The following is a 25,012-nucleotide window of genomic DNA, read 5'->3' on the forward strand; positions in this document are numbered from 1 at the left end:
CAAAACAAAGTGCCGCTGTTTTTTTGATGTGCTAGAGCTATGTGCAAAAGGCCCATTGCTGGATTGACGAAGCGCTTTGGCTACTTTGGCGCGACAAAGTACCATGCCCCCGCGGCATAGAGCGGTAAGATAATATTATCCCCTCTTCACTTCATACCACCGCTCCACCCCCTCAACAAACCCCTCAAAAAACTCCTTATAATACCCTTTCGGTACCTGCACCCTAAAATTCACCCTACTAAAAAACCAAACCAGTTTATAATCCATTTCTGCCTCAAGCAAATACCACAAATACGGTTTAACCCTATCGCAAACTAAAAATAGCCCAGGCTTATCGGTATTAAAATGCAGACTTTTCCCTTTCACTTTAAGCTTCAGCTGCAGTTCGTAATAATCACCCTCATCTTTTAACACAAAGCTTAAAACCGGCACCTCCATCGAAAATTCAACCAATTTCATGTCCCGCATTACAGGCTTGCCAGCAACATTGCGCAGGCCATAACTATAGCAATAATGTGTAAACCGCTGCTGCATGAATAATGGCAAAGCCTTGTTCCATAACTTAAAAAGGGCTAACTGGTTAGCCTCATTAATTCTGGTTGTGGTTTCGGCCTGGCTGCCATTTGCGCTAAAGCGTATGGCAGCTAGCTGTTTCATTGCAAAGCAAATGCTATTCAGCTCCTCCTGTTGTGGCGAAAGGCTTATGCCATCCACATCGTGCGGATTTAACACGAAACGTTTAAAAGATTTAACCGTTTTTAGGTAAGCCGTGGCTGCAAAAACATAAGGAATTAAAAAAGGATAATGGTTACTGTGGAAATTCTGCAGATCGGTATTGGCAAAACAATAACCAATGCTAACCGGTGCCAACCGTGCCATGCCGTGTTTATCCAATAGCCTTTCACGCGGTACCACCACACGTTCCGTAACATCCGGCAAATCATCACCAGGTCTAAACAAACCACTAAACTTTTTCTTCAAATTGATCTTAAAACCGCCAGGTTTTTTAACCACATCTACATATTTCGACCGCTTGTTACCCAAAGCAAAACATGCAGGCCAGTAATATTCCTTAAAATCGCAGTAACCACTCCGCATCATGGCGCGCAAAGTAAGGTAAGCGTAACGCCCAAGGTAGGTTTCATCAGTATCAACACTACAGCTCACCAGCAGATGATCGTATTCTATCCCAATATAAACCCTTGCTTCTTCCCCTTCCAATTTAATGTTAACGATTAACAAACCCTTGTCAAAAGAAAGCGATTGTGTAACTGGCAGATCAGGCTTTTTACCTACGCCAAAGTTGTCGTGCAATCCGCCAGCTATCTCATCCAGCACCGCTAACCTTAACATCCTGCTTCCTTTTTCAAAAGGCAACTGATAAAACCGCGAAAGGGGTTTACCAGCAATGGTAATGGATTTGGTTTTCATACTCGTATGTTTTTACGAGTCTTGTTGAGCAGCAAAGTCCCTAAATAATAAATGTGGAACTGCCGACCATGGTTACAATAAAGCTCTGACCCCTTACGCTAACATGGATTTACAGCAGCCCCACATCTATTTCGATGTACAAATATATACATCTACGCATAGATATGGGCATTAATCTGCTGTCTTGCGTTAGCGGGGTCAGAGATGCAACCACAAGACTTTTATTAATACCTAATTACAATACCCTAAATATAAGAACTTATTTCTTTTGTTACAAGATCTTATAACAAAAAATGCATTTTATTTTAGTGTATTTATTGAATGAATGAAGAAAGGGATAGAAAACGTTTACAAAAGTTTGGACAAAACTTAAGGACAATTAGAGAGAAACTAAATTTAAGCCAGGATCAGGTAGTAGCGAATTGTGACTTGACGAAAGGAAACCTAAGTAATATAGAAAATGGAAATAAAGATTTTACGTTTACAACGCTTTTAGAAATAGCAAAAGGATTAGGAATACCCCCAAAAGAATTATTGGATTTTTAGCAATTTTTATATATTTAATAAAATGATTGAGACAAAAGATTTATTTTATATCATAGGAATCTCGTCGACAATTCTTATTGGTTTGATGAACTATTTTATCTCAATTAAAAACCGTAGAAATAGCTTAAGGGAGCATCTATATAAGGAGCAATTCATTTTTTTCAAAGAAATAATGACTGCTATCAATAATCTTAATATAGAAATACAGTCCTTAATAAATGATTCGTCTAAACGTAGTGAAAACGATTTTGATAAACTACTGAAGGATGTTGTAGATATTTATACAATTTTGGAATTTCTCCCTCCTGAAGATGTAAGGGGTAACTGCCATGATCTAATTTTTAAAGCTAACCAATATTATATGTCCTTTTTAACGTCTAAGTTTGAATTGTATAGCAAATCTTACAACACTTACTATGAGGCGTACTCTAGACTGGTAGATAGTATTCAAGAATATGTCGGTACTAAAAACCTGTCAAGAGAAAATATGCTTCTTCACCGCACGGACGACAGGTTACAAAAACTTAGTTCTGAAATTGCGAATAGAATATTCAAGAAATAACTATAAAAGTAAAAGCCCGATCAGTGATGATTGGGCTTTTTATTTAAATTACTTGCTAACAAAGGTATCAATAAATTTCTTTGGTAGTTCTCGATAGCTTCGAATCCTTGCCACATTGAAATGCCTTATGCTTCCATTTCTAAGTAAGCAGTTAGCTTTCAATAATCGTGTTTCTTTCATTGGGTCAATAGTTGTTTTTTCTACAATTAATTCGTTTATGTAAATGATACGTTTAGTGTACTTTTCATTTTTATCGGAATATTGAATTTCAAACCATTTTTTTTCGAAATCAGCTTTTCTTATGTTTTTAAAGAAATCTAAAATCCCTTTGTACTTAAACTCCTTGTGATCTAAACTTTCCTGTATGTCTTTAGCGGCTTCTGAACTTGCTTCACTTATTTTTAGCATTTCCTTTTCAGATGAGAATGTTTTGATTTGCCCTGAAAACTGATCTGTAAATCGATAGATATAAAAATAATGCTTCCAAAGGATATCTTTTATTTTAAGTGGAGTTTTAACAATCTTTTTATCCGTTATTTCTTCCAAATAAATTTTAACTGCGTGAAAATAGTATTTATCAGAGCTAAAATTGAGTAAACTAATATCTACAACTTTTAAAGCATCGAATGAAATATATTCTTCACTATATTTAGAGGTGATATTATTAAGCCACCTTAGTTTGATTAAAATCTTTGATTTTCTGTGGATAGGCTTACCATCCTTTTCATTATATTTTTGAGGTTCGTCGTTATATTTAACGTCAATAACTGAACCTAATGGTGGAAGATAATCCAGCAAGTTATTAGTTTTCATTTTTTGCGTTTCATCATCATCTGACCAAATTTTCTTTTTGCCAAGTTCAAGGTCAACGCTTTTCAAGATCATCATTCTACCTAAAAATTGCTTTTTCAAATCTTCCAAGGTAGTATTTTTATGCTCTTTTGATGAAGGGGCAAGATTGTCATCGATCAATTTAAGCTCTCTCCTTTTAAACCAGTTTGACTCAAAACTTCCATTAATCGTGGAATAATACAGGCACTTGTAAGAATCATTATCCTCATGTTCTCCACTAAGGCTATTATATTTTACTCCATAGTTCTTTTCAATTACAACCATTAGAGGCGGTGTAAAATGGGCATACGTCGTAATAAGGATATTAGAATTAGTTCCGTGGAATGGATGTGCAAGATTTGCAACTATTGAACCAATTGGAATTTTTTCTTCCACTACTTTTTCAGGCGTAGCTATCTCTGGCTCACCTTGATTATTAAACTCCATAAGATTGTTAATTTAGATTATTGGTTATCGAAACAAATATATACATTTGGCCAGCTTATGCAATGGGCTAAAACAGTAGTTTACAATTAGGTAGGATTAAAGAGCTTTTTAGCTTTACTATTAGATTCTAATAGGTCAAGGTTTACAAACATCTGTGTCTTCTTTATGTAAGATTCCAGAGGTGTCAACCAAACAGTTGAGTAATATTTCAGTCAGAGGCTCCAAGCCAATGAACATTGTTATAAAGGTATATAATATATATATCATGCAATATAGAGATTTATTTAATAATTTATCGAAATTACAATGACTCAGTTATTGGGTCCTGATCCGCACTTCGGTGGTATGTAAACATTTAATACTTTATTGATAACCCAAAGCATAAGCTTTTTTAAATTATGAATCGCAAACCAGATTGGCTACAAGGCAAAGGATACCTCCACATTACGCCTTCATTAAGCATTGATGCTAACTGGAAAAAATACTATAACCGAATAACATCGCCACAGTATATTTCTACTTACGCATTTTATCCTCTAATGCATAGAATATTATCCGATAGAAAGTATAAAAAACCTAACCCTAAAAAACATGAAGGAATTAAACGCTCTCATTGCCACAAAATTATAGGGGAAAATAAAGTTGAAAAAAGTGCAAAAAACAGGCCTTTGCACTATGCTAGCCACTTTGATGTTTTGATTTACTCATATTATGCAGATACGCTTGGTAAACTTTACGAGGAAAAGTTGCAAAGTAATGAAGAATTAAATAAGGCTGTATTAGCTTATAGAAGAATTCCAATATCAAAAACTAACCAAAAAGGAAAAAGTAATATTCATTTCGCAAATGAGGTTTTTAGCGAAATAAATAGAAGAGTAGAATCTGAAGGAAGTACATCTGTATTAGCAATTGACTTAAAAAATTTCTTTTCATCACTATCTCACGAAATATTATATGATGCTTGGGCTAAACTACTGAATGTAGAAGAATTACCAACAGATCATCGTAATGTTTTTAAGGCATGTACGAACTTCAGTTATATTCTACATAAAGATTTAAAGCAAAAAAATGGTTTTAGATTTGATGAATCAAAGCTAGCCAAAATCAGAAGAGAAAATGGTTTTAAATCTTTCTTTGAATCTAATGAAGCCTTTAGAAATGAAATCAAAAATGGCAGACTTCCAATTTATAAAAATCCTTTCAGAAAATTCAATGAACAAACAGGTAAAAAAGAAATGATTGGAATCCCTCAAGGGCTTCCCATTAGTGCATTACTTGCAAACCTTTACTTATTAAATTTTGACTCTCATATAATTAAAGAAATTGCGTCAAAATATGGTGCACATTACAGAAGATACTCTGATGATATTTTAATCTTATGCAAACCTTCAGTTGTTGATGAAATAAATTCATATATTAACAATCTTATATCAAGATATAGAATTGAAATAAGCACAGATAAAACTGAACGATTCTTGTTTAAAAAAATGCCTTATAATAAAACAGGCGACGAAAGAATTACTTCTATTAAAATTTTATCAGAAACCGAAAATATAATTGACTGCCCTGTAAATTATTTAGGTTTTGAATTCAGAGGTTACAATACATTAATTAAATCAACCAATCTTGCAAAATATTACCGTAGATTAATCACAATCATAAAAAGAAGAGCTAGAAGAGCATTAAAACTTTCATTTCATAATCCTAACATCCCCAAGGCCGTATATATTAATCAAATAAAAAAACTATACAATTCGCCAATAAAATATGCTGATAAGTTAGAAAACAAACAAGTTTTTAGAAAGAGACATTCATTGATCATTAATGATAGAGGAGATTTTACCTTTGATCACTTTGATGTAGAAGTTAAAAATGCGTCAAATTATATTTCATACCTAAGGAGATGTAAAAAAGAATTTAATTCAAATTCCTTCTCTTTGCAACTCAAAAAGAAAAAGCAAATAATTGGCCAGGCAATAAATAAGCACTTACAAGAAAGATATTAGTTATATCATGACACTGGTAATATATTTAAAAAATCATCAATCAATTTTTAATTCATGCCTTACCCTTAGTTGCTTCAGGCATCCTGAGCATTTACCACAAGCTAAATTTGAAATATGGCAGGAGTGAGCAATAGTGAGCATATCAATAGGAACATTATATTTTGATACCAACTCATGGCTATAATAACTCAATGTAGGGCAATGTACTTTTAAGCCCCCTTCTTGATAAGAAACTGTATCATTGATTAATTTGTAAAACTCTCCTGTTCCGTCTTTGTGAAATTTATCTGATTTTACTGATGCCAAATACAAATCAGTAACGCCATCTTTAATTCCCATCATTGCTGCAAATGTGATTAGCAGCTGATTTCTATATGGCCACCATTCTTCAGATGGCGCAAAGCTTAAATTATCAGCATCAGCTAAAGTTCCACTCCCTAAACTTCTGCAATTAATTTGTATAATCTTGTGTTCAATATTTAATAATTCGCAAATATACTTCGACACATATATTTCTCTTTCAGCAACAGTTTGTCCATAATCAATTGTATAAGCGATGTCTGGCATTAAACCATAAGTCAAACATATTGAGTCAACTCCGCCAGATAATAGGGTTGCTTTTTTTACAAATTCCATATTGTGTGATAAATTGCTGTTGTTAAATTGTTATAAATTGTGACATCACCTGCATTTAGCATTGTTAGTTGAGGTTTATAACAAGTTCTATGATAACCAATTATTTTTTTCCCATTAGCAATTGAATAACCAATTTCTATTAAGGTTCCGGAGTCCAAATTATCTAGGACACAGAATATAATAGCTGACTTATCAATCCCTTCAATATCTTTTTTCGCAATAGTTGCATCATCTCCTAAACCAATATCGTGAAACGGAGAGAAAATTTTGACACCAAATCCAAGAAAAGCATTTCTTATTTTATCAATTAGAATTAACTCTGCTATTGAAAAAAAAGGAGCTGCCAGGTATATACATATATCGGCTAGTTTATTATTAGCGAATTTTTTATAGCTAAATGCCGGGGCAGAAGATGTGTTTATATAAATCTTTTTATCACAATAAAGGGCGGTTGACATAGATGCATAAAGGGCACACTCTTCGAGCTTAAGACCCATTTCCATCCAATAATACCCAAAACTAGATGTGAAGATATCCCCCGAACCAATTTTATTTACATTATCCGTTATAAATGAAGGAATTTGCACTTCATCATTTTCATGATATAGTGTTGCACCATATGGTCCATTCTTAATAATTACCGCTTTAACATTTTCTTCATCAAAAAAGTACCTTTTAATTTCATTTATATCCTCAGAGGAAGCAATTGATCTTGCTTCATTTAAATTTACGATATATATTAATTCATCAGCGGTACCAATATCTTTAAATTTTATTGGCTTTATAGAAGTTTGAGGATCGTAAACAACTTTATTACCCTTTACACTAAAATCTGTTTCCAACATTCCGTAACAAATAATATTCGTACCAGTTAGGTATATTTTATTTGACTTTTTAATATTAAGAATACTTGGAAATATAGTGGGATCATCTAGTGCAAAACTGTATTTAAAGGTTATAAATTCATCATAATCAATACAATCGAAATTAAAATTTTCATAGACCTTTTTATTTTCTGCCAAAAATTTCGAAACTTCCGAACTACCTGTAGTATTAAATTCAACCGCACACTTATTCTCCAATAGAAATTTTACGCATCGAAATCCAGATCCGAAAATTTCCATAGCAACATCGTCATAATCAATTTCTCTATATGTTCCGCCAACAACCGATATCATAACTATCTCCTCCTTATTAATACTCTACAGGCTGGCGATTTGATATCTGATATTTCCGCTTCATATTCGGCTCCACCCTTTATACATTCTATAATATCAGAAGTATTAAGATGCAATATGGCACCAAGGATTTCGCCATCACCATCTTCTAAAACCAATGCATTACTACTTCCTATTTCTACATTAAGAACATTTCCTATCTTATGTTTATCTAATACAGTAATATTGATTGATGAAACGCTTGAAGTGATAACACTGGTTTGACAATCGAAGAATACTCTTTGTGGTGGCATATATCCACCTCCTCCTGATCCGCTCATAATTTGTTGTAGATTAAATTTAACATCTTTATTAATTGGTAAATATTGAATCAGCAAAAAGCACTTATCAATTTAAATGAAACTAGATTAATAGAATGGTGGCCTTTAAGAAAATACAGACCTTTTAAGAATATTGAAAGTCTCGAGCTTGAATTATTAGATATTGTAATATAGACGAATAAGCAGAAGTTTCCAAATTTCTAATATATTAACACTTACACGCGCTTTTCTCAACATATGTTTTATTACCATTACTATTGTAATAAAAACAACCGCCTTTAGAGCCTTGATATAATTTTTGCCCGGATTTGTACGTACCGCATGGCGTGTAAGTCTCGGTATCTGTACCCGCCTCAACTTCATTTTGTTTGCTACATGCAAGTATGCCAATACTTAAAAACAGGATATAATAAAATTTTTTCATGGTGCCAAGATACCTGGCTATAGGAAGTATATTTTACGGTTTCCCTTACCGCCTCAAAAAAAATCAACCTATTCTTTTAGTTGTAAAGAAAAGCCGAAGAAGACTACGCAGAAGCCAAAACCTAAGACCACGCATTGGCTCTATTTATAAGATTGCTCCGTCTCACTCTACCTAGCTTCGCGTCCAATAGCTATCTGATGGCGAATTGACCGCAATTATGGTAATTTAAGATCCTTCGCTGTGCTCAGGATGACAAGTATATTCTTAAAAAATGTCCAAAACATTATGCTAATACCAGATGGGCATTGCTAATTAAGAGTAAGCGTTGGTAATTATTCAAAAATCAGACTACATAAAAGGAAACTCATTCTTCCTCTACCGCCCAGCTTAACTTATTCGCCTGCTCCACTACCTCCTTTTCCACTTTAGGTTGCGCCACAAAATCGACGATCACACCATCCTTTACATGCAGGGCGTGAATAATTTTACATGCATAATAACGCCGGTCGGCAAAGCGGGCAGCACCGGTAAAAAATGAAATGCCCATGGCGAAGATCAACGCTTTATCGCCCTGGTGATTCAGGCCTAAGGTTAAGGTTGTTTTCGGAAAAGGCATGTTATTTAAAGGTATCACCAGGTCATTTACTTCGATAATTTCGTAGCCGCCCTGATCATCCAGTTCGAAATGAAAGCCCATCACCTGCAATCGTGCTTCTGTAGCTTTGGGATGCGGTTTCATGAGGGTTTTGAGTTCGCACTTAGGCAGAATAAGTTTTACTAATCCATCGGGTTCTATGCGCAAATCGGTTTCGCGAAGCCACAACTGTTCCAGGGCTTTGCTGCTGTTAAATTCGAAACCCTTAAGCAAAGTGATGTTACCGTCAATCAATTTTTTATTTCCTGCTTGTTCGGCTGGCATGGTTTTAAAGATTTCGATAAAACGTTTGTTCAGGCGATTGAGGAGATCGCCATAAGCATAAAGTTTAACCAGCGGTGCAAAGGCTTTCCGGATGTAGGCGGCATTTCTGCTGGCTGTGCCAAAATCTCGACTGCTTTTTTTGCTCGCTTCGGTTTGCTGTTTGTGGGCAGCTTTTTGTCTGACAACATCTGTATTTCCGCGTTTGTAAAAAACAAGATCGCCCAGTTGTCCATTAATTTTGATAATTCCATTCTGGCTAGCCATAATTTTAGTATATTAGGTTAAACAAAAGGGATGATCACTCAATTTAATCAATCTGATTTAAAAATCCCAAAAAAAAATATTCCAAACCCCACCTTTACGCCACATTTACCCCACGTTTAAGCCACCTTCCGGCCAGGCTTGCTTATGCCCAACTGTACACCAACTTAACTATAACTTCGGCTTTGCTTCGGTTGAAATGGAGCTACGGTGAAGGTCGGCGTTATCAAAGATCTGCATCGCTTTCGGTTGGCGGGTTAACAATAGCTAAATAAAAGGTGAAGAGAAACATAGCTAAGGGTTACTTTGGTATATAGCTGACTCGGTATTAGGGTATGGAGATTAACTTACAAAACACTGGAATATTAGCCAATCATGGTTTAAGTTTCCCGCCTGCGCGGGATCCGATAACTATCGGATGGCGAACGGCGTATATTTCATAACCACCCCCAGCCCCTCCTTGAAAATAAGGAGGGGAGCTCCCCTCAAAGTTAAAAAACATATCTCTTCAGATCGCTGTCTCTGCGCCATACTATATACTCCCTGCTATCCGGCTTTAGGATATGATGGAATGATCCTTCGGACTCCGCTACCATAGACAGAATCCATTAGCCGGCCGTCATTCCCGCGCAGGCGGGAATCTTAAAGCGCTTGCATTACGATTCCCAATCAAGTTGGGAATGACGATCTCGCTCAGCCTACCAATTTGCAAAAAAGATCTGTTTTTATATTGATTTTATGAAATAATTATCCTTCAGGATGACAAAAAAACCTGGAGGAAAATAAAAGGAGGATGAACTAATCGCGATTGAAAGAACGTGATAAATCCGCTATAATATGCTATCTGCCCCCTGCTATCCGGCCTGGGAAATGATGGAAGGAGATCCTTCGACTCCGCTCAGGATGACAAAAACCCGAAGGAAAATACAAGGAGGATGAATTGATCGCGATTGAAAGAACGCGATAAATCCGTTACCCCCTGCTATCTGCTCCATGCTATCCGGCCTGGCAGATTTCCGCCGGAAAAAGCACGGAAATCTTTGCAGTTCCCCCTCATAACCCCACAACCCAAGGCAGAATCAAAGCGGGAGCGGTGGAATAAGCAAGGGTAAGAGCCTCGATGCTGCCGCAATCAAGATTTTCGTAGCTTTTTACAAGGAAGGATGCAAGCCTTGATTTTTGGTTACCTTTTTATCAAGAAAAAGGTAAGAGCCCCCTCGGCGGCGGTGAGCCGAGGCAAGCCCGAGCTAGGGGGAAAACCTTTAATTGTCATTCTGAACGAAGTGAAGAATCTTTAAATCAAAAGATCCTTCGTACCTCAGGATGACAGAAAATAACAAGGCAAGCCTGAATATTATTTCCTAACCACCCCTGCCCCTCCTAAATCAGGAGGGGAGTTCCGCTCATAGTTTCAGAGGAATAAATCTACGGATGCCTGTCTCTGCACCCTGCTATCCGGCCTGGCAGATTTTCGTAGAAATAAGCATTGAAATTCTTGCACAACCCCACAATACACCGCTGCCCAAGGCAATATAAAGTTCCGATTCTTCATCGGGGCCTCCATATTGCCGCAGTAAGAATTTCGATAGCTTAGTTCAAGAAAGGATGCAAGCCTTGATCTTTTGTTTCTTTTCTATCAAGAGAAAAGAAAGAGCCCTCGGCGGCGGTGAGCCGAGGCAAGACTGAGTGATGGGAAAAACCTTTAATTGTCATTCTGAACGAAGTGAAGAATCTTTAAAAAAAAAGATCCTTCGTACCTCAGGATGACAGAAAACAATAAGGCAAGCCTGGAAAAAGGGCAAAGAATAAATATTATTTTCTAACCACCCCCTGCCCCTCCTAAATTAGGAGGAGAGTGTCCCTCATAGTTTCAGAGGAATAAATCTACGGATGCCTGTCTCTGCTCCTTGCTATCCGGCCTTAGGATATGATGGAAGTAGATCCTTCGACTATCCGGCCTGGCAGATTTTCGTTGTTATAAATATCGATCCATAAAAGAATCGGGTTTACGAGCTCATCAATGCCAATAAAATCTAAAATGCAGATATTGAATTAAAATGATTAAATAATACCTCGCTTTTGATATTTTTACGGCATCTAAATAGACCATGTTCAAACTTATTTTCAACACTTATAAAACATCATTCAGCGGATTAAGCAAGGAAACCTGGCTGTTGAGCATTGTAATGATGTTTAACAGATGTGGAAGCATGGCTGTTCCATTTATGGGCTTGTACATTACCCAAAGTTTACATCGCTCTGAAATGGACGCCGGTTTAATCATTACCTTATTTGGCGTAGGTTCAATTCTGGGTTCTGCAACAGGAGGAAAACTGACCGATATGATTGGTTTTCGGCCGGTACAAATTTTATCATCGATTATCGGCGGACTGTTTTTCATCTTTTTCTCAACCATTACACATTTCTCCACACTTTGCGTTTTGGCAGTTGTCATCAGCTTTTTTTCAGAAGCCTTTAGGCCGGCAAATTTCACGGCGGTGGCCCATTATGCTAAGGAAGGAACCATTACCCGCTCCTATTCGCTCAACAGGCTGGCTGTAAATATCGGTTGGTCGGTCGGGATTAGCTTAGCAGGAATTATTGCTTCAATTAATTATAAGCTTTTGTTTATTGTTGAAGGTGGTGTAAGTATTATTGTTGGCATTTTAATTTTATTGTTTTTGCCACAGGTGAAGGGTTTTATCCAGAAGGCAAAAGAAAATGCCATCAACATGGTTATTATGAAACCCTGGAAAGATGTTTTTTACGTGAAATTTATTTTGCTTACCACTGTTTTTATCACCTGCGCATTCCTGATGTTCAGGGTTGTACCGGTATTTTTTAAAGAGCAATGGCACATCAATGAATTTGCTATTGGCATCATTATCGGCATTAACGGGTCGGTTATCGCCTTGTTTGAGATGATTATGATTAATAAAATAGAAGCCAAAAGATCGCCGATGTTTTTCATTATCATTGGTGCCGTATTATTTTCGATATCATATATCCTGCTGAGTGCTCCGGTTAGCTACCATCTGGTTGCAGCCGTTGTTGTCATTATCATATTCACCGGTGGAGAAATGTTTTCACTACCATTCATTAATACAATTGTAATTAGCAGAAGTAATGAACATAACAGAGGGCTATATGCGGCCGGCTACACTTTAAGTTGGTCGTGTGCCCAGGTTATCGGACCTTTGTTTGGCTTTTTTGTTGCCAAAAATTTTGGTTACAACTGGCTCTGGTTCGGACTGGCTTGTATGCTTTTATTATGTGCCTGGGGGTTTAATACACTTGATAAAAGGCAGGCAAAAACTGTTTTACAAAAAACTGAAGCTCAGCTGGAAATTGAATAAAATCTCCAGCCGAACAGTATTTATCTAACTTTCTGTGCTTTTACACCTTCGTTGGTAATTTTTACGGGTAAAATCATACCTTCTGCATCAAATTTCATTTCATCAATACAGGTAACACGATGATTGCCATCGGTTTCGGTTAAAGGCCTGCGGTGATATATAATATAATAGGCTCCTTTTTTCTCGTTTATAATTACGGAATGATGGCCTGCACCGGTTGCAATTGCAGCATCTTGCTTTAATATTTTACCTACCCTTTTAAACGGACCAAAAGGTGAATCACCAACGGCATAAGCTACTGAATAGTCAGGACCAGTCCAGCCGCCCTCGCTCCACATGAAATAATATTTACCATTTCTGATGAACATATATGGGCCTTCTACATAATTATCGGGAGTTATTTCTTTAAAGATTGTACCATCTTCAAAAGGTAAAAAGCCAGTAAAATCTTTATTTAATTTAGCAATATTACAGTGTTTCCAGCCCCCATAAATTAAATAATACTGACCATCTTTATCTTTAAACACAAACTGATCAATAGGTTGCGCACCGTTATGAAATTTATCTACCAAAGGTTTCCCTAAGTAATCTTTATACGGCCCTTCTGGTTTATCGGCAACGGCTACGCCGATCCCACCCACTTCATTATCGCTCTGGATATCGTTAGCGCCGAAAAACAAATAGTATTTTTTGTCTTTTTGAACAATGGCTGGCGCCCACATGGCTTTGTTTGCCCATTTTACAGCAGCAGTATCTAAAATATGCGGGTGTTTTTTCCATTTCACCAAATCATCAGATGAAAAAGCATCTAAAAATACCTGTTCCTTATATTTTGCCGAATAGGTTGGGTAAACCCAATATTTATTATTGAAAATAGCAGCGTCAGGATCTGCATACCAACCTTGAAAAATTGGATTTCCAGACTGGTTAATCGTTTTAGTATCCTGAGCAAAAGAAGCGAGCCCGCATAAAAGTAAAAGAGATGAGAATAGATATTTCATGGTACCAATTTAGAAAAAAATCTGTGGTAAAAAAATTTAGCGCTAGGTTTAACCGCAAAGTGCACAAAGAAAAGGCGCAAAGTAAGCAGAGCTGAAAGCATATTTATGATATAACAATCCCTAAAATAGTTAACCACCGAGGAAACAGAGACAAGGCACCGAGCACACTAAGTCTGGCCATTATTTTACTGAATTTATAAAGTTCGGTAGCATTTAACCGCTAATTGCGCGAAGAAAAGGCGCAAAGTACGCTGAGTTTCCATATTAAGAATGCTTTTTGGAAAGCAATCGATCCCTCAGGTTTAGCTGGCCAGCATTCTCTTTCGATGAAAGCTTGCCCAGCCATACAAATCCGACAAAGCTAAATTAGCCCGGAATGGAGCGTAGCGAAATGAGGAATATAAGCGATGGCGGAACTACAGCACCTATGAAAAACCTAAACGACATTTCAAAAAAAACCCTGCTTAATAAATTAGGCAGGTCTTCGACTCCACTTCAGACTGACCGTAAAAATTAAATTTATTGAGTTGTTTTAGAAAGCAAAACCTGTAGCAATTCAGTTAAAGCAGCCCTGCCCTTCGTTTCAAATCCTCGGCCTCATGCTTCGACCTGCGGGTTTTTCACTACGGTCAGGTTTAGGTGGTAAGGCTGGTAATATTATTTAAAGTTTATAGCGGATGCAGGAACAGGCTCTAGTTAGAAGAACAGACCGCTGTTAAATAAACCCGACAAAGCTAAATAGCCCGGAATGGAGCGCAGCGAAATGAGGACTATAAGCGATGGCGGGACGAAAGCACCTATGAAAAACAGAACGTTCATTTTCAAAAAATGGCAAAAAAAATCCCTGCTTATAAAAATAGGCAGGGATTGGTCTTCGACTCCGCTCAGACTGACAAATAAGATTACCTATTTACTCAATTCAGCAAAATATTTATGAAATAACGGCAAAGTTTCTATTCCTTTATAATAATTGTAAATATCATATTTCTCATTTGGAGAGTGCAGCGCATCGCTATCTAAACCGAAGCCAAAAAGCACCGATTTGATGCCCAATACATCTTCAAACAAGGCCACGATAGGAATACTGCCACCACCGCGTGTTGGAATAGCTTTTTTACCAAAACTATCTTCAATTGCTTTTTCGGCAGCCTGGTAGGCAATACTATCAGTTGGGGTAACCACTGGTTCGCCACCATGGTGAGGCGTAACTTTTACTTTTACATTTTTAGGTGCAATGCTTTCGAAATGTTTGGTAAAAATCTCGGCAATTTCTTCTGAGCTTTGATGCGGAACCAAACGCATAGAAATTTTTGCATTGGCTTTACTAGGTAAAACAGTTTTTGCACCCTCGCCAATATAACCACTCCAAATTCCGTTTACTTCTAAAGTTGGGCGGGTACCTGTACGCTCCAGGGTCGAATAACCTTTCTCCCCCCAAACTTCTTCGATATCTAAATCCTTTTTGTATTCTGCTTCGTCGTAAGGTGCAGAATTTAAGGCTTTTTTCTCCTCATCTGTTAATTCGAGTACTTTATCGTAAAAAGCAGGGATAGTAATGTGGTTATTTTCGTCGTGTAATGAAGCAATCATTTTACAAAGAATAGTTGCCGGATTGGCCACTGCTCCACCATAAACTCCAGAGTGTAAATCGCGGTTCGGACCAACTACTTCAACTTCCATATAAGCCAAACCACGTAAACCAGTTTCAATTGATGGATGTTCCATACTGATCATCGAAGTATCAGAAATTAAAACTACGTCGGCTTTTAAACGCTCGGTATTTGCATTTACAAAAATACCAAGATTGGCAGACCCTACTTCCTCTTCACCTTCGATCATGAATTTAACGTTACAAGCCAAAGTATTGGTTTGCATCATCAACTCGAAAGCTTTTACGTGCATATAAAATTGTCCTTTATCATCACAGGCACCACGGGCGTAAATTTTGCCGTCGCGTACCGTAGGCTCGAAAGGTGGTGTATGCCAAAGTTCTAAGGGATCAGCAGGCTGAACATCATAATGACCGTATATTAAAACGGTTGGTAAAGAAGCATCTATAATTTTTTCGCCGTACACAATCGGATAACCAGCTGTTGGACAGATCTCAACTTCGTCTGCACCTGCATCCTTTAATTTCTGCGCAACATAATCGGCAGTTTTTAAAACATCGCCTTTGTATTTCGGATCAGCACTAACCGATGGAAAACGCAATAACTCAAACAACTCATCTAAAAAACGTTGTTTGTGCGTTTCTACATAATTTTTAATCTCTTGCATAACAAAATGAATTTGGACAAATATAGGTTTTACCGGATAAAAGGCGCAGTAAACGATTAAATTATCACCTCGTTAAGCATAAAACTTTGCTTATACATGATTTCTGCATTTAATTATTTAAATGCAAAAATCATGGTGTTATCTTAAAACGCAAAAACCGTCTTTTAATAGCTACAAAAAACAGTATAATGTTTGTAAAAAAGAATGGTACGGTATTTTTTATGTTTACTTTTTTGTAAATTGCGCCATTAAACGATGTCCTTAAATCCTGTACGAAAGAATTTTAACAATGAAGTTTAGCGCAAAAGTATTTCTATCTCTGCTGCTGCTTTTCGTTGTCCGCATTTCTTCTTTCGCTCAGGGAACACCTCCCCCAAATCGCGTTAGTTGCCCGGAAGCAGCCCAATATTATTCGAAAGACAGTATAAATATTGTAACTTTTGGAGCCAGCACAGTAGAAGGTGTTAATGGTGTTGGTTTTCAAACCATGCTCCAGAGCAATTTTACAAACTGTTATACAAATAAGACAGTGGATATTACCAATCATGGTATTGGTGGTCAGACTACTTTTCAAGGGTTACTTCGGATTGACAAAGCAATAGCCAATAGAACAGGTTTTATCGTGATTGATATGGGGATTAATGATGCTCTTGCCATAGCTGCTGGCAAGGGAAATGTGGCCGAAACCGTTGCCAATATGCGGGTTTTAATTACGGCGAGTCTTAAACAGAAATTAATCCCGATTTTGTGTACGCTTCAGTTTGTTGATGACAGAAACAATAAAAGTTATATTGCTGTAAATACCAACATCAGGAACCTGAATGCAGCATACAGAAAATTAGCAACAGAGTATAAAATATACATGGCTGATGTTAACGCGGCCATGAGACGCGATTTTTCACTTTACCAGGATGCATTCCATCCAAATGCACGCGGTTACAGGTTAGTGAGCTATGTTATTTTTGACGCTATCAATAAAGCAATTTTCGAAAAACTCCTGAAGTTTACCGTTACTCAAAATTACCCGAATCCTGCTGCCATGCAAACATTTATTGATGTTGTTTTGCCAGAAACAGATAAGATTAATGTGCAGATTTACGATTTAATGGGCCGGTTGGTTAAAACAGTAGTGAACGAATACCTTAATGTAGGAAAACACACTTTAGAAATAAACACCTCTACTTTTGTTCCTGGCATTTATTTCTTCAAAATTTCTTCCGATTCCGGTCAATATAATTCTGCAAAAAAGTTTATTGTAGCGAGGTAACAAAAGCATTAAATATTAGTCAGATATTTGATTAATACGTGTTAACATTTTAATTATGTCCTCCGATACATCTTTCACAAACGAAACGGTTGATCTTGATCATCTTCCGAAGTATGAAGAAATTTCACTAAAACAACCTCATTCCAGTTATTGGAAAATTATCTGTATCAACCTGGTGATTTTTTTTGTGCTACTGGGAATTGGTGCTGGTTCGCTCTTATTGTTTGTTGATGAAATAAGACCAAATGCAGTTTGGATTGTTCCTCTTTATTTCATCCTCGCCGTTATTTTTTTTCTGCTTTTCCGTTTAAGTTTTAAAAAACGTGGTTACGCAGTGCGTACGCACGATGTAATTTATAAGAGTGGAATTATTGCAGAATCTACCACGATTGTTCCTTTAAACAGGATTCAGCATATTGAATTAAACGAAGGTATTTTTTCGCGGATATTTAAATTAGGATCCCTGCAGTTATTTACTGCAGGCGGCCAAAGCGGACATATCAACATTTCGGGTATAGCAATTGAGGAGGCAAAAAACATCAGAGACTTACTTTTGAAAAAATTAGACCTGCTCGAAAACCCAACGACTGAAACAGAAGCATAATGGACAACGATTTTAGCAAACCACAACGCGAATCGGCCTTTGGTATTATTATAATGGGAGCGCATACCATGCTCAAGATTGGCAAGGCGAGTTTTTTCTTATTCGTTATTGCTTTCGTAAAGATGCCGGGCACTTCTTTTGCCTATCTGATATCAGGCATTTCTGCGATAATTGTATTCAGTTTTATATTTGCTTATTTATGGTATTTAAAATTCACGTTCTTCCTGGATAAAGAAAAGCAGGAATTTGTGGTGAATAAAGGCATCTTCAATCGCGATCAGGTCATTATTCAGCTTGATAAAATACAGCAGGTTAACATTAACCAGAATATTCTACAGAAAATTATTGGTGTTTATGGTTTAAAAATCGACACTGCGGGTGCGCATGGAGAAGAAGTAAGTATAAAAGCCATAGATGAAACTGCTGCTTACAACCTTCAGGCGCATCTACTGAACAGAAAGGCTGTGGATGGACTGCAACCGGAAGCGATACATAAAAATGATCTGACTGAAGAAACACCATTTTTAAGGATTAGTGGCTTTACCCTATTTAAAGTTGGTTTAACTTCTAATTACGGACAAAGTTTAGCTTTACTTGCCGCTTTTTTTTACACGGTTATTTATGAAGGCCGGCAATTGCTGGATGCCTTTAAGATCAACAGAGATGAAATTCAGAATACAGTAACTGGAATGCTGACCATTGTTACGGTTTTCATCTTAATTGCATGCCTTTTAATTGTATTGCTGATTATCAATCTGGTTAGAACCTTCTACAAATATTTCGAACTCCAGATCAGTCAGCATAAAGATGCCCTGCTGCTCTCTTCGGGATTAATTGCGAAGAAAAATACTTTGATCAGTCCAAATAAAGTACAGATTACCAAATACAGCCAGAATTACTTCCAGAAAAAGATGAATATGCTGAATATGAGTTTAAGGCAGGCTCATTTTGGTCAAAGTAAAAAAGGACATGAAATGCAGGGAAATACCTTGGAAATACCAGGCTGTAACCCTATTGAGCGTGATGAACTGTTAAAAATGATATTGGCTAAGGCACCACTAAAGGGAAAAACCTTTGTTCCAGACTGGCGTTTTTTAAACCTGCCAATTTTCTTCAAACTGATTTTACCCGTTGCAATCTTTTTGATCCTGGCTTTTAATATCCCGGAGGTGAAACCTTTTATTGGTATCGCAATTGCATACTTCGTTGCAGGTGCGCTCATGATCTATATCAGCTACCGCCGGCACCGGATTTCAGTAAGTGAGGATTTCATCATTAAAACCAGCGGAATTTGGGATATTTCAAATGAAATTGTAGTGCCAAATAAGATTCAGGCGATTACTACTTTTCAATACCCCTGGCACAAAGGAGTGGATGTTGGCCACCTCACTTTACATACCGCTGCAGGTCAGATTCACTTCAAATATGGCAATTATACCGAAATTAAGCAGCTTGTAAATTATTGGTTATACCAGGTAGAGCATAAAAATGAGAATTGGATGTAGCCAAACAGTTGTCCGGCCGCTAAACCGAACAACTGTTATCCTTTAATTAGCTATGATATGCTGCAGCAAAATCTCTGGCAAAATCTTCAAGTTTAATGTTACCTAAAACAGGCCTGTTTTTATAATAATCTACAAAAAGTTTCTTGCTTCTAATCGCATCGCCCATTTCTACATAGTTTTTGGCTATTTCTTCAGGCAAACCTGCGCCTACCATTCCGTTAAATGCGTCTTCATCGCTAAATTCAATCCATGGCAATTCTGGCTTACCCACGGCAGTGCCCAACGCTTTTGCAACATCAGCCGGCGTACTTTCATCATCACTGGCTACGTATTGTATGGTTTTGCCTGTAAAATTGCTTTCCAATACTTCAGCAGCTACTTCAGCAATGTTGCGGGGATGCACCAAAACAAGTTTGGCATCAGCACCGAAATTAGATCCCAGTATGTTGGCATGTTTAACCATATCGACGTTGGCTAAAAAATTGATATAGAAATAACCGGCACGCAAATGTTTTACATCTACCCCATTTAATTCGGAAAAAATATTTTCTACATCATGCAATCCGGCAATAGGGCCAGTTCCATCCGGCAGATCTGCACCTACGCTACTTAAATTCACTACTTTTTTAATTCCCGATTCTTTTATGGCAGCAGCATAATTTTCGCCGATACCTTTAATGTATTCCCTAAATTTTGGTGCTGCAAAATCTGGTGGAACCATCGTATAAATGGCGTCAGCCCCGGTAAATGCATTTGTTAAAAATTTAGTATCGCTCACATTACCAATTAAGGGTATAGCGCCAAGCGATTTAATTTCTTCTGCCCTGTCAGCGTTACTGCTAATCACTTTCACTTCGTGGCCTTTGGCTACCAATATTTCGGCTAGCGGCTTTGTAATATTTCCTGTTGATCCTGTTAATGTTATTTTCATGATTTTTTGTTTTTAAATATTGTATACAAAGCTATATTTGTACTTACTTTTATACAAGTACTTACCCCAAAGTATGTAACTATGACAGCTGTTAAAGAAAGTTCGACCCGTAATTTTAATAAAGGCGTAGCGCTAACCAGCTGCCCTGTTACTTTTGTAATGGAAAAAATTGGTGGTTATTGGAAACCCATCATTATTTTTCATTTAATGAGTGGACCAAAACGTTACAGCGAGTTAAAACGTGCTATACCAGAGATTACAGAGAAAATGCTGATACAACACTTAAAGCAGTTGCAAAATGATGACCTTGTTCATCGGGATGCACAAGCCGTTATTCCGCCCGTAGTTACCTATAGCCTTACAAAATCAGGACAGGATCTGTTTCAGGTATTAGATTCGATGGTAGATTGGGCCGTTAAAAATGGCTCTGTTTAACCTTTATTACAGACAGAATAAGGGTTTGAGTAAAACTTTGGCTCATTTTACCATTTAAGACACATAAGGTACATATAAGCCAATACAGGGTAGATCATGAAGCAAGTTTAGCACGATGGCTTTACGTGTAGTTGATCACTAGGCGATATAATATCTTTTATTGATTGGAAATGAAAGGATGGTTTTTCATTGGAGATTGCGGTCCTGCTGTTCGCTGTAGCCCTCATGCTTCGGGGCTGCCGCTACCATCAGGTTTACGAACAGCGTAAGTGCACAATGCAACCTCAAAAATGAAATACGGATCTAGCTTTTCTAAAAACCAAAAGAAATCATTTTAAATGTGCGGGATAGCCTACAGTATCATAATCCCCTTGATGTTTGCGGCTTGCTTATAAACAGCAATTACCTCATCAGCATTCTGCATGGTCTTTTTTACCGTAATCGAAACATATTTACCGGTTTTTGAGGGTTGCTCAATAAACTCATCATTGGGTAAAATGGCACGTAAATCCTGTATTTTATCTAAACCGCCAGTAATGATAAATTTAAAATTGTAAACACCCGGAAACTTTTCAACGCTTTCCAGTTTCTCTTTTAAATTGGCATAAATATCTGTATTTGTTCCATCTGGGATATCAGTAAGCTCAATATTTTTATTTATTTTTTTCTCTTCCATAAACAAGGCTTATCAAATTCTATACCCAAATAAACAGGGTGCAATTCTGACAGATTAACGTTTATTTTAATTAAAATAGCTTCGTACCCAAATTTAATGGCATGATGGATTCTGACCACGATTAGCTATTAGACCTAAAAAACAACAAGAACAGCTAATAAAACAAGTTCAGAATGACGACCGATGAAATAAGACTATGGGTTTTAAACCTTTAATAGCAGCACAAACTCAATTTAAATAAACCTTGGCGAAGCGGATACCGGCCCGGCGCATAAGGCCTGCAGGCGTATGAGCAAAGCAAAGGGCTACACAACCCAATGAAATAAAGGTTTGGCTTTTCTAAAAAACCAAAGGAGCAGATCTACCATAGCCATATTAGCCCCAATAAAAACAAGGTTCATTTTACCACATAAGATAGATAAGGACATATAAGCCAATACTGCCAGATCCTGGCCACGATTAGCTATTATACCTAAAAAACAATAAGAACAGCTAATAAAACGGGTTCAGAATGAGGGGCGTAAAATAAAGCTGTTGGTTTTAAAACCTCAATAGCAGCACAAACTCAATTTAAATAAACCTTGGCGAAGCGGATACCGGCCTGGTGCTTAAGGCCTGCAGGCGTATAAGCAAAGCAAAGGGCTACACAACCCAGTGAAATAAAGGTTTGGCTTTTCTAAAAAACCAAAGGAGCAGATCTACCATAGCCATATTAGCCCCAATAAAAACAAGGTTCATTTTACCATAAGATAGATAAGGACATATAAGCCAATACTGCCAGATCCTGGCCACGATTAGCTATTAGACCTAAAAAATAACAAGAACAGCTAATAAAACGGGTTCAGAATGACGAACCATAAAATATGACTTTAGGTTTTAAACTAATTACTAACAACTTTGGCAAAAAGCGACAGGAATTGTTATTTTTGAACCTCAAAAAAACAGGAGCCGATTTGGATTATTTAGCAGGATTAAACCCACAACAAAGAGCAGCAGTAGAGAACACTAAAGGACCGGTAATGATTGTTGCAGGTGCAGGTTCGGGCAAAACCAGGGTAATTACCTTTCGTGTAGCCCACCTTATTCAAACCGGTACTGATCCATTTAACATTCTGGTTTTAACCTTTACCAACAAGGCGAGTAAAGATATGCGCGAGCGTATTAGTAAAGTGGTTGGTGCAGAGGCAAAGAACATCTGGATGGGTACTTTTCACTCTGTTTTTGCGAAAATTCTACGGGTAGAGGCCGAGAAAATCGGTTATCCGAGCAACTTTACCATTTACGATACGGATGATAGTAAAAGTGTAATCCGCGCTATTTTGAAAGAAATGCAGCTGGATGATAAATTATATGCAGCGAATTTCGTTTTTAATAGAATTTCATCAGCTAAAAATAATTTAATTTCATGGGGCGAATACCAGGCTAACGATCAGATACAGGCCGAAGATATTCAGAATAAACGCCCATTAATTGGCCAGATTTACGAAACTTATGCTAAACGTTGTTTCAGAGCAGGCGCAATGGATTTTGATGATTTGTTGTTCAAAACCAATATTTTATTAAAAGAACACCCGGATGTTTTAAATAAATACCAGCAGAAATTCAGATACCTGATGGTGGATGAGTACCAGGATACAAACTTTTCGCAGTATACCATTGTGAAAAAATTGGCCGCTGCTTATCAAAACATTTGTGTAGTGGGTGATGATGCACAGAGTATTTATGCGTTCCGTGGAGCAAACATCCAGAATATTTTAAATTTTGAACGCGATTACCCTGATTTAAAGGTTTATAAATTAGAACAGAATTACCGTTCTACCCAAAATATTGTTGATGCTGCAAGCAGTATTATTGCCAACAACAAAAACCAGCTCGAAAAGAATGTATTTTCTGAAAATGCAGAAGGAGATAGAATTAAAGTTTCGCGTGCGTTTACCGATAACGAAGAAGGTAAATTAGTTGCCGAAGCCATTATCCAGGAACGCAGTACAAAAGGATACCAGCACAACGATTTTGCTATCCTATACCGTACAAATGCGCAAAGCAGGGCGATGGAGGAAGGTTTACGTAAACTGAATATTCCTTACCGGATCTATGGCGGTCAGTCTTTTTACCAACGCAAAGAGATTAAAGATTTAATTGCTTATTTCCGTTTAACTTTTAATCCGAAGGATGAAGAGGCTATAAAACGTGTAATCAATTACCCTAAACGTGGTATTGGCGACACTTCTATTGATAAAATTATTGTTGCGGCAGATCAGCATGGAAAAACCATGTGGGATGTAATTTCTAATGCACACGAATATGTAGACGGGCGTTTAGCCAATCAACTGAACGATTTTTCCATGATGGTGCAAAGCTTCCAGGCAGAAGCGAAAAAGCTGGATGCTTATGATACCGCTTTGTTTATTGCTCAACATGCAGGTATTTTAAAAGAATTATACACTGATGATAGTGTGGAAGGACGTGCGAGATACGAAAACATTCAGGAATTATTAAATGGTATTAAGGAATTTGCAGAACGAGAAGACATTGAAGAAAAAGGCCTTGATATTTTTATGCAGGATGTTGCCCTTTTAACCAATGATGATAAAGATGGTGATAAAAATAAGGATACCGTTTCTTTAATGACGATCCACTCAGCCAAAGGATTGGAGTTTAAAAACGTGTTTATTGTTGGATTGGAAGAAAATCTGTTTCCATCACAAATGTCGTTAACCAACCGCACTGATTTAGAGGAAGAGCGCCGTTTATTTTATGTAGCCATTACCCGTGCCGAGATAAAACTAACCATAACCTATGCTACGTCACGTTACCGTTGGGGTACATTAACCAACTGCGAACCAAGTCGTTTCATTAACGAAATTAGTCCGAAGTTTTTAGAGTTGGATGTTAAACCAGCCAAATCAACCAGTTTTGATGGCAATTTTGATGATGACCGCAAATCATGGACTTCACAACCCCGCGATTTCATTAGCAAACCTAAACCAGCGGCTGGTGCAACTACTTCTGCACCACCTGTCCGCCCGAAAACAACATCGCTATTGGCAAAGGCACACGTGCCAACACCTGGTTTTACACCTTCACAACCACACGAGTTTCAAGGCGGTATGGAAGTGGAGCACGAAAAATTCGGTTTCGGAAAAATTATCAGCTTAGAAGGAACCTTACCAGATGTTAAGGCAACAGTGTTTTTCCAGGGCTTAGGCAATAAACAGTTGCTGCTTAAATTTGCAAAACTGATGATTGTGAAGTAAACGCAGAGGCACGAAAATCAAAGGAGATTCGTCATCCTGAACTTATTTCAGGATCTTTAATAGATGCTGAATCAAGTTCAGCATGACGAGTGCTAATGAAAATTATGTCTAACTCAGGGCTCTCTGCACTTTTATTTCTGCG

The 25,012-nt window shown here is 37.3% G+C and carries 18 protein-coding genes; 8 read left to right on the plus strand and 10 right to left on the minus strand.

Annotation, left to right across the window (positions count from 1 at the left end):
• Window positions 1-135: 135 nt before the first annotated feature.
• On the minus strand, window positions 136-1,431 hold the full coding sequence (locus KYH19_RS12320; RefSeq protein WP_219075328.1) for a hypothetical protein: 1,296 nt from the start codon (window positions 1,429-1,431) through the stop codon (window positions 136-138).
• A gap of 321 nt (window positions 1,432-1,752) precedes the next feature.
• Between KYH19_RS12320 and KYH19_RS12325 the strand changes: the two genes are divergently transcribed.
• Window positions 1,753-1,977, plus strand: a complete 225-nt coding sequence (locus KYH19_RS12325) for a helix-turn-helix domain-containing protein (RefSeq protein ID WP_147229655.1) — start codon at window positions 1,753-1,755, stop codon at window positions 1,975-1,977.
• A gap of 610 nt (window positions 1,978-2,587) precedes the next feature.
• Here KYH19_RS12325 and KYH19_RS12330 read toward each other — a convergent pair.
• Window positions 2,588-3,817: a hypothetical protein gene (locus tag KYH19_RS12330; protein WP_219075329.1), complete on the minus strand. Its 1,230-nt coding sequence runs from the start codon at window positions 3,815-3,817 to the stop codon at window positions 2,588-2,590.
• A gap of 398 nt (window positions 3,818-4,215) precedes the next feature.
• On the opposite strand from KYH19_RS12330, the gene KYH19_RS12335 reads away from it, so the two are divergent.
• Window positions 4,216-5,823 (plus strand): reverse transcriptase domain-containing protein, encoded by a 1,608-nt coding sequence (locus tag KYH19_RS12335; RefSeq protein ID WP_219075330.1) that lies wholly within the window; start codon window positions 4,216-4,218, stop codon window positions 5,821-5,823.
• 36 nt (window positions 5,824-5,859) lie between these two features.
• Here the strand turns inward: KYH19_RS12335 and KYH19_RS12340 are convergent, their stop codons facing one another.
• The 4 genes from KYH19_RS12340 to KYH19_RS12355 form a co-directional block, all read right to left on the minus strand.
• Window positions 5,860-6,459: a 7-cyano-7-deazaguanine synthase gene (locus KYH19_RS12340; RefSeq protein WP_219075331.1), complete on the minus strand. Its 600-nt coding sequence runs from the start codon at window positions 6,457-6,459 to the stop codon at window positions 5,860-5,862.
• Entirely contained in the window at window positions 6,447-7,637 is a 1,191-nt protein-coding gene (locus KYH19_RS12345) for a PfkB family carbohydrate kinase (RefSeq protein WP_219075332.1), read from the minus strand. The genes KYH19_RS12340 and KYH19_RS12345 overlap by 13 nt, the downstream gene beginning before the upstream one ends.
• A gap of 2 nt (window positions 7,638-7,639) precedes the next feature.
• Window positions 7,640-8,014 (minus strand): hypothetical protein, encoded by a 375-nt coding sequence (locus KYH19_RS12350; RefSeq protein ID WP_219075333.1) that lies wholly within the window; start codon window positions 8,012-8,014, stop codon window positions 7,640-7,642.
• 731 nt (window positions 8,015-8,745) lie between these two features.
• On the minus strand, window positions 8,746-9,564 hold the full coding sequence (locus KYH19_RS12355) for a hypothetical protein (protein ID WP_219075334.1): 819 nt from the start codon (window positions 9,562-9,564) through the stop codon (window positions 8,746-8,748).
• Between the two features lie 2,105 nt (window positions 9,565-11,669).
• Between KYH19_RS12355 and KYH19_RS12360 the strand changes: the two genes are divergently transcribed.
• Window positions 11,670-12,917, plus strand: a complete 1,248-nt coding sequence (locus KYH19_RS12360) for an MFS transporter (RefSeq protein WP_219075335.1) — start codon at window positions 11,670-11,672, stop codon at window positions 12,915-12,917.
• Between the two features lie 20 nt (window positions 12,918-12,937).
• Here the strand turns inward: KYH19_RS12360 and KYH19_RS12365 are convergent, their stop codons facing one another.
• Together KYH19_RS12365 and KYH19_RS12370 are read right to left on the minus strand one after the other, a co-directional pair.
• Window positions 12,938-13,918 (minus strand): glycoside hydrolase family 43 protein, encoded by a 981-nt coding sequence (locus KYH19_RS12365; protein WP_219075336.1) that lies wholly within the window; start codon window positions 13,916-13,918, stop codon window positions 12,938-12,940.
• A 906-nt stretch (window positions 13,919-14,824) separates the two neighbouring features.
• On the minus strand, window positions 14,825-16,195 hold the full coding sequence (locus KYH19_RS12370; protein ID WP_219075337.1) for a dipeptidase: 1,371 nt from the start codon (window positions 16,193-16,195) through the stop codon (window positions 14,825-14,827).
• Window positions 16,196-16,484: 289 nt separating this feature from the next.
• On the opposite strand from KYH19_RS12370, the gene KYH19_RS12375 reads away from it, so the two are divergent.
• The 3 genes from KYH19_RS12375 to KYH19_RS12385 are packed head-to-tail and all read left to right on the plus strand — an operon-like array spanning window position 16,485 to window position 19,571.
• A complete protein-coding gene (locus tag KYH19_RS12375) occupies window positions 16,485-17,462 on the plus strand; it encodes an SGNH/GDSL hydrolase family protein (protein WP_219075338.1) in 978 nt (325 codons plus the stop codon).
• A gap of 55 nt (window positions 17,463-17,517) precedes the next feature.
• The gene (locus tag KYH19_RS12380) at window positions 17,518-18,066 is read left to right on the plus strand and encodes a PH domain-containing protein (RefSeq protein WP_219075339.1); all 549 of its coding nucleotides are present in this window, start codon (window positions 17,518-17,520) and stop codon (window positions 18,064-18,066) included.
• Window positions 18,066-19,571 carry a PH domain-containing protein gene (locus KYH19_RS12385; protein ID WP_219075340.1) on the plus strand — a complete coding sequence of 502 codons (1,506 nt, stop codon included), beginning with the start codon at window positions 18,066-18,068 and terminating at the stop codon, window positions 19,569-19,571. Before KYH19_RS12380 ends, KYH19_RS12385 begins: the two co-directional genes overlap by 1 nt.
• A 46-nt stretch (window positions 19,572-19,617) precedes the next feature.
• Here the strand turns inward: KYH19_RS12385 and KYH19_RS12390 are convergent, their stop codons facing one another.
• Window positions 19,618-20,502 carry an NmrA family NAD(P)-binding protein gene (locus KYH19_RS12390; protein WP_132404278.1) on the minus strand — a complete coding sequence of 295 codons (885 nt, stop codon included), beginning with the start codon at window positions 20,500-20,502 and terminating at the stop codon, window positions 19,618-19,620.
• An 81-nt stretch (window positions 20,503-20,583) separates the two neighbouring features.
• On the opposite strand from KYH19_RS12390, the gene KYH19_RS12395 reads away from it, so the two are divergent.
• The gene (locus tag KYH19_RS12395; protein WP_219075341.1) at window positions 20,584-20,937 is read left to right on the plus strand and encodes a helix-turn-helix domain-containing protein; all 354 of its coding nucleotides are present in this window, start codon (window positions 20,584-20,586) and stop codon (window positions 20,935-20,937) included.
• Between the two features lie 352 nt (window positions 20,938-21,289).
• Here KYH19_RS12395 and KYH19_RS12400 read toward each other — a convergent pair whose 3' ends face one another.
• Window positions 21,290-21,613 (minus strand): DUF493 family protein, encoded by a 324-nt coding sequence (locus KYH19_RS12400; RefSeq protein WP_219075342.1) that lies wholly within the window; start codon window positions 21,611-21,613, stop codon window positions 21,290-21,292.
• 953 nt (window positions 21,614-22,566) lie between these two features.
• On the opposite strand from KYH19_RS12400, the gene KYH19_RS12405 reads away from it, so the two are divergent.
• Complete coding sequence (locus KYH19_RS12405; RefSeq protein WP_219078928.1) at window positions 22,567-24,870, plus strand: ATP-dependent helicase; 2,304 nt, start codon at window positions 22,567-22,569, stop codon at window positions 24,868-24,870.
• The last annotated feature ends 142 nt before the right edge of the window (window positions 24,871-25,012 follow it).

This window comes from Pedobacter sp. D749, from assembly GCF_019317285.1.
Lineage (GTDB): Bacteria > Bacteroidota > Bacteroidia > Sphingobacteriales > Sphingobacteriaceae > Pedobacter.

Excerpts from the sequence above, each read along its gene's own strand:
- KYH19_RS12320 (WP_219075328.1), bottom strand. The coding sequence starts at position 1,431 with ATGAAAACCAAATCCATTACCATTGCTGGTAAACCCCTTTCGCGGTTT.
- KYH19_RS12325 (WP_147229655.1), top strand. The coding sequence starts at position 1,753 with ATGAATGAAGAAAGGGATAGAAAACGTTTACAAAAGTTTGGACAAAAC.
- KYH19_RS12330 (WP_219075329.1), bottom strand. The coding sequence starts at position 3,817 with ATGGAGTTTAATAATCAAGGTGAGCCAGAGATAGCTACGCCTGAAAAA.
- KYH19_RS12335 (WP_219075330.1), top strand. The coding sequence starts at position 4,216 with ATGAATCGCAAACCAGATTGGCTACAAGGCAAAGGATACCTCCACATT.
- KYH19_RS12340 (WP_219075331.1), bottom strand. The coding sequence starts at position 6,459 with ATGGAATTTGTAAAAAAAGCAACCCTATTATCTGGCGGAGTTGACTCA.
- KYH19_RS12345 (WP_219075332.1), bottom strand. The coding sequence starts at position 7,637 with ATGATATCGGTTGTTGGCGGAACATATAGAGAAATTGATTATGACGAT.
- KYH19_RS12355 (WP_219075334.1), bottom strand. The coding sequence starts at position 9,564 with ATGGCTAGCCAGAATGGAATTATCAAAATTAATGGACAACTGGGCGAT.
- KYH19_RS12360 (WP_219075335.1), top strand. The coding sequence starts at position 11,670 with ATGTTCAAACTTATTTTCAACACTTATAAAACATCATTCAGCGGATTA.
- KYH19_RS12365 (WP_219075336.1), bottom strand. The coding sequence starts at position 13,918 with ATGAAATATCTATTCTCATCTCTTTTACTTTTATGCGGGCTCGCTTCT.
- KYH19_RS12370 (WP_219075337.1), bottom strand. The coding sequence starts at position 16,195 with ATGCAAGAGATTAAAAATTATGTAGAAACGCACAAACAACGTTTTTTA.
- KYH19_RS12375 (WP_219075338.1), top strand. The coding sequence starts at position 16,485 with ATGAAGTTTAGCGCAAAAGTATTTCTATCTCTGCTGCTGCTTTTCGTT.
- KYH19_RS12380 (WP_219075339.1), top strand. The coding sequence starts at position 17,518 with ATGTCCTCCGATACATCTTTCACAAACGAAACGGTTGATCTTGATCAT.
- KYH19_RS12385 (WP_219075340.1), top strand. The coding sequence starts at position 18,066 with ATGGACAACGATTTTAGCAAACCACAACGCGAATCGGCCTTTGGTATT.
- KYH19_RS12390 (WP_132404278.1), bottom strand. The coding sequence starts at position 20,502 with ATGAAAATAACATTAACAGGATCAACAGGAAATATTACAAAGCCGCTA.
- KYH19_RS12395 (WP_219075341.1), top strand. The coding sequence starts at position 20,584 with ATGACAGCTGTTAAAGAAAGTTCGACCCGTAATTTTAATAAAGGCGTA.
- KYH19_RS12400 (WP_219075342.1), bottom strand. The coding sequence starts at position 21,613 with ATGGAAGAGAAAAAAATAAATAAAAATATTGAGCTTACTGATATCCCA.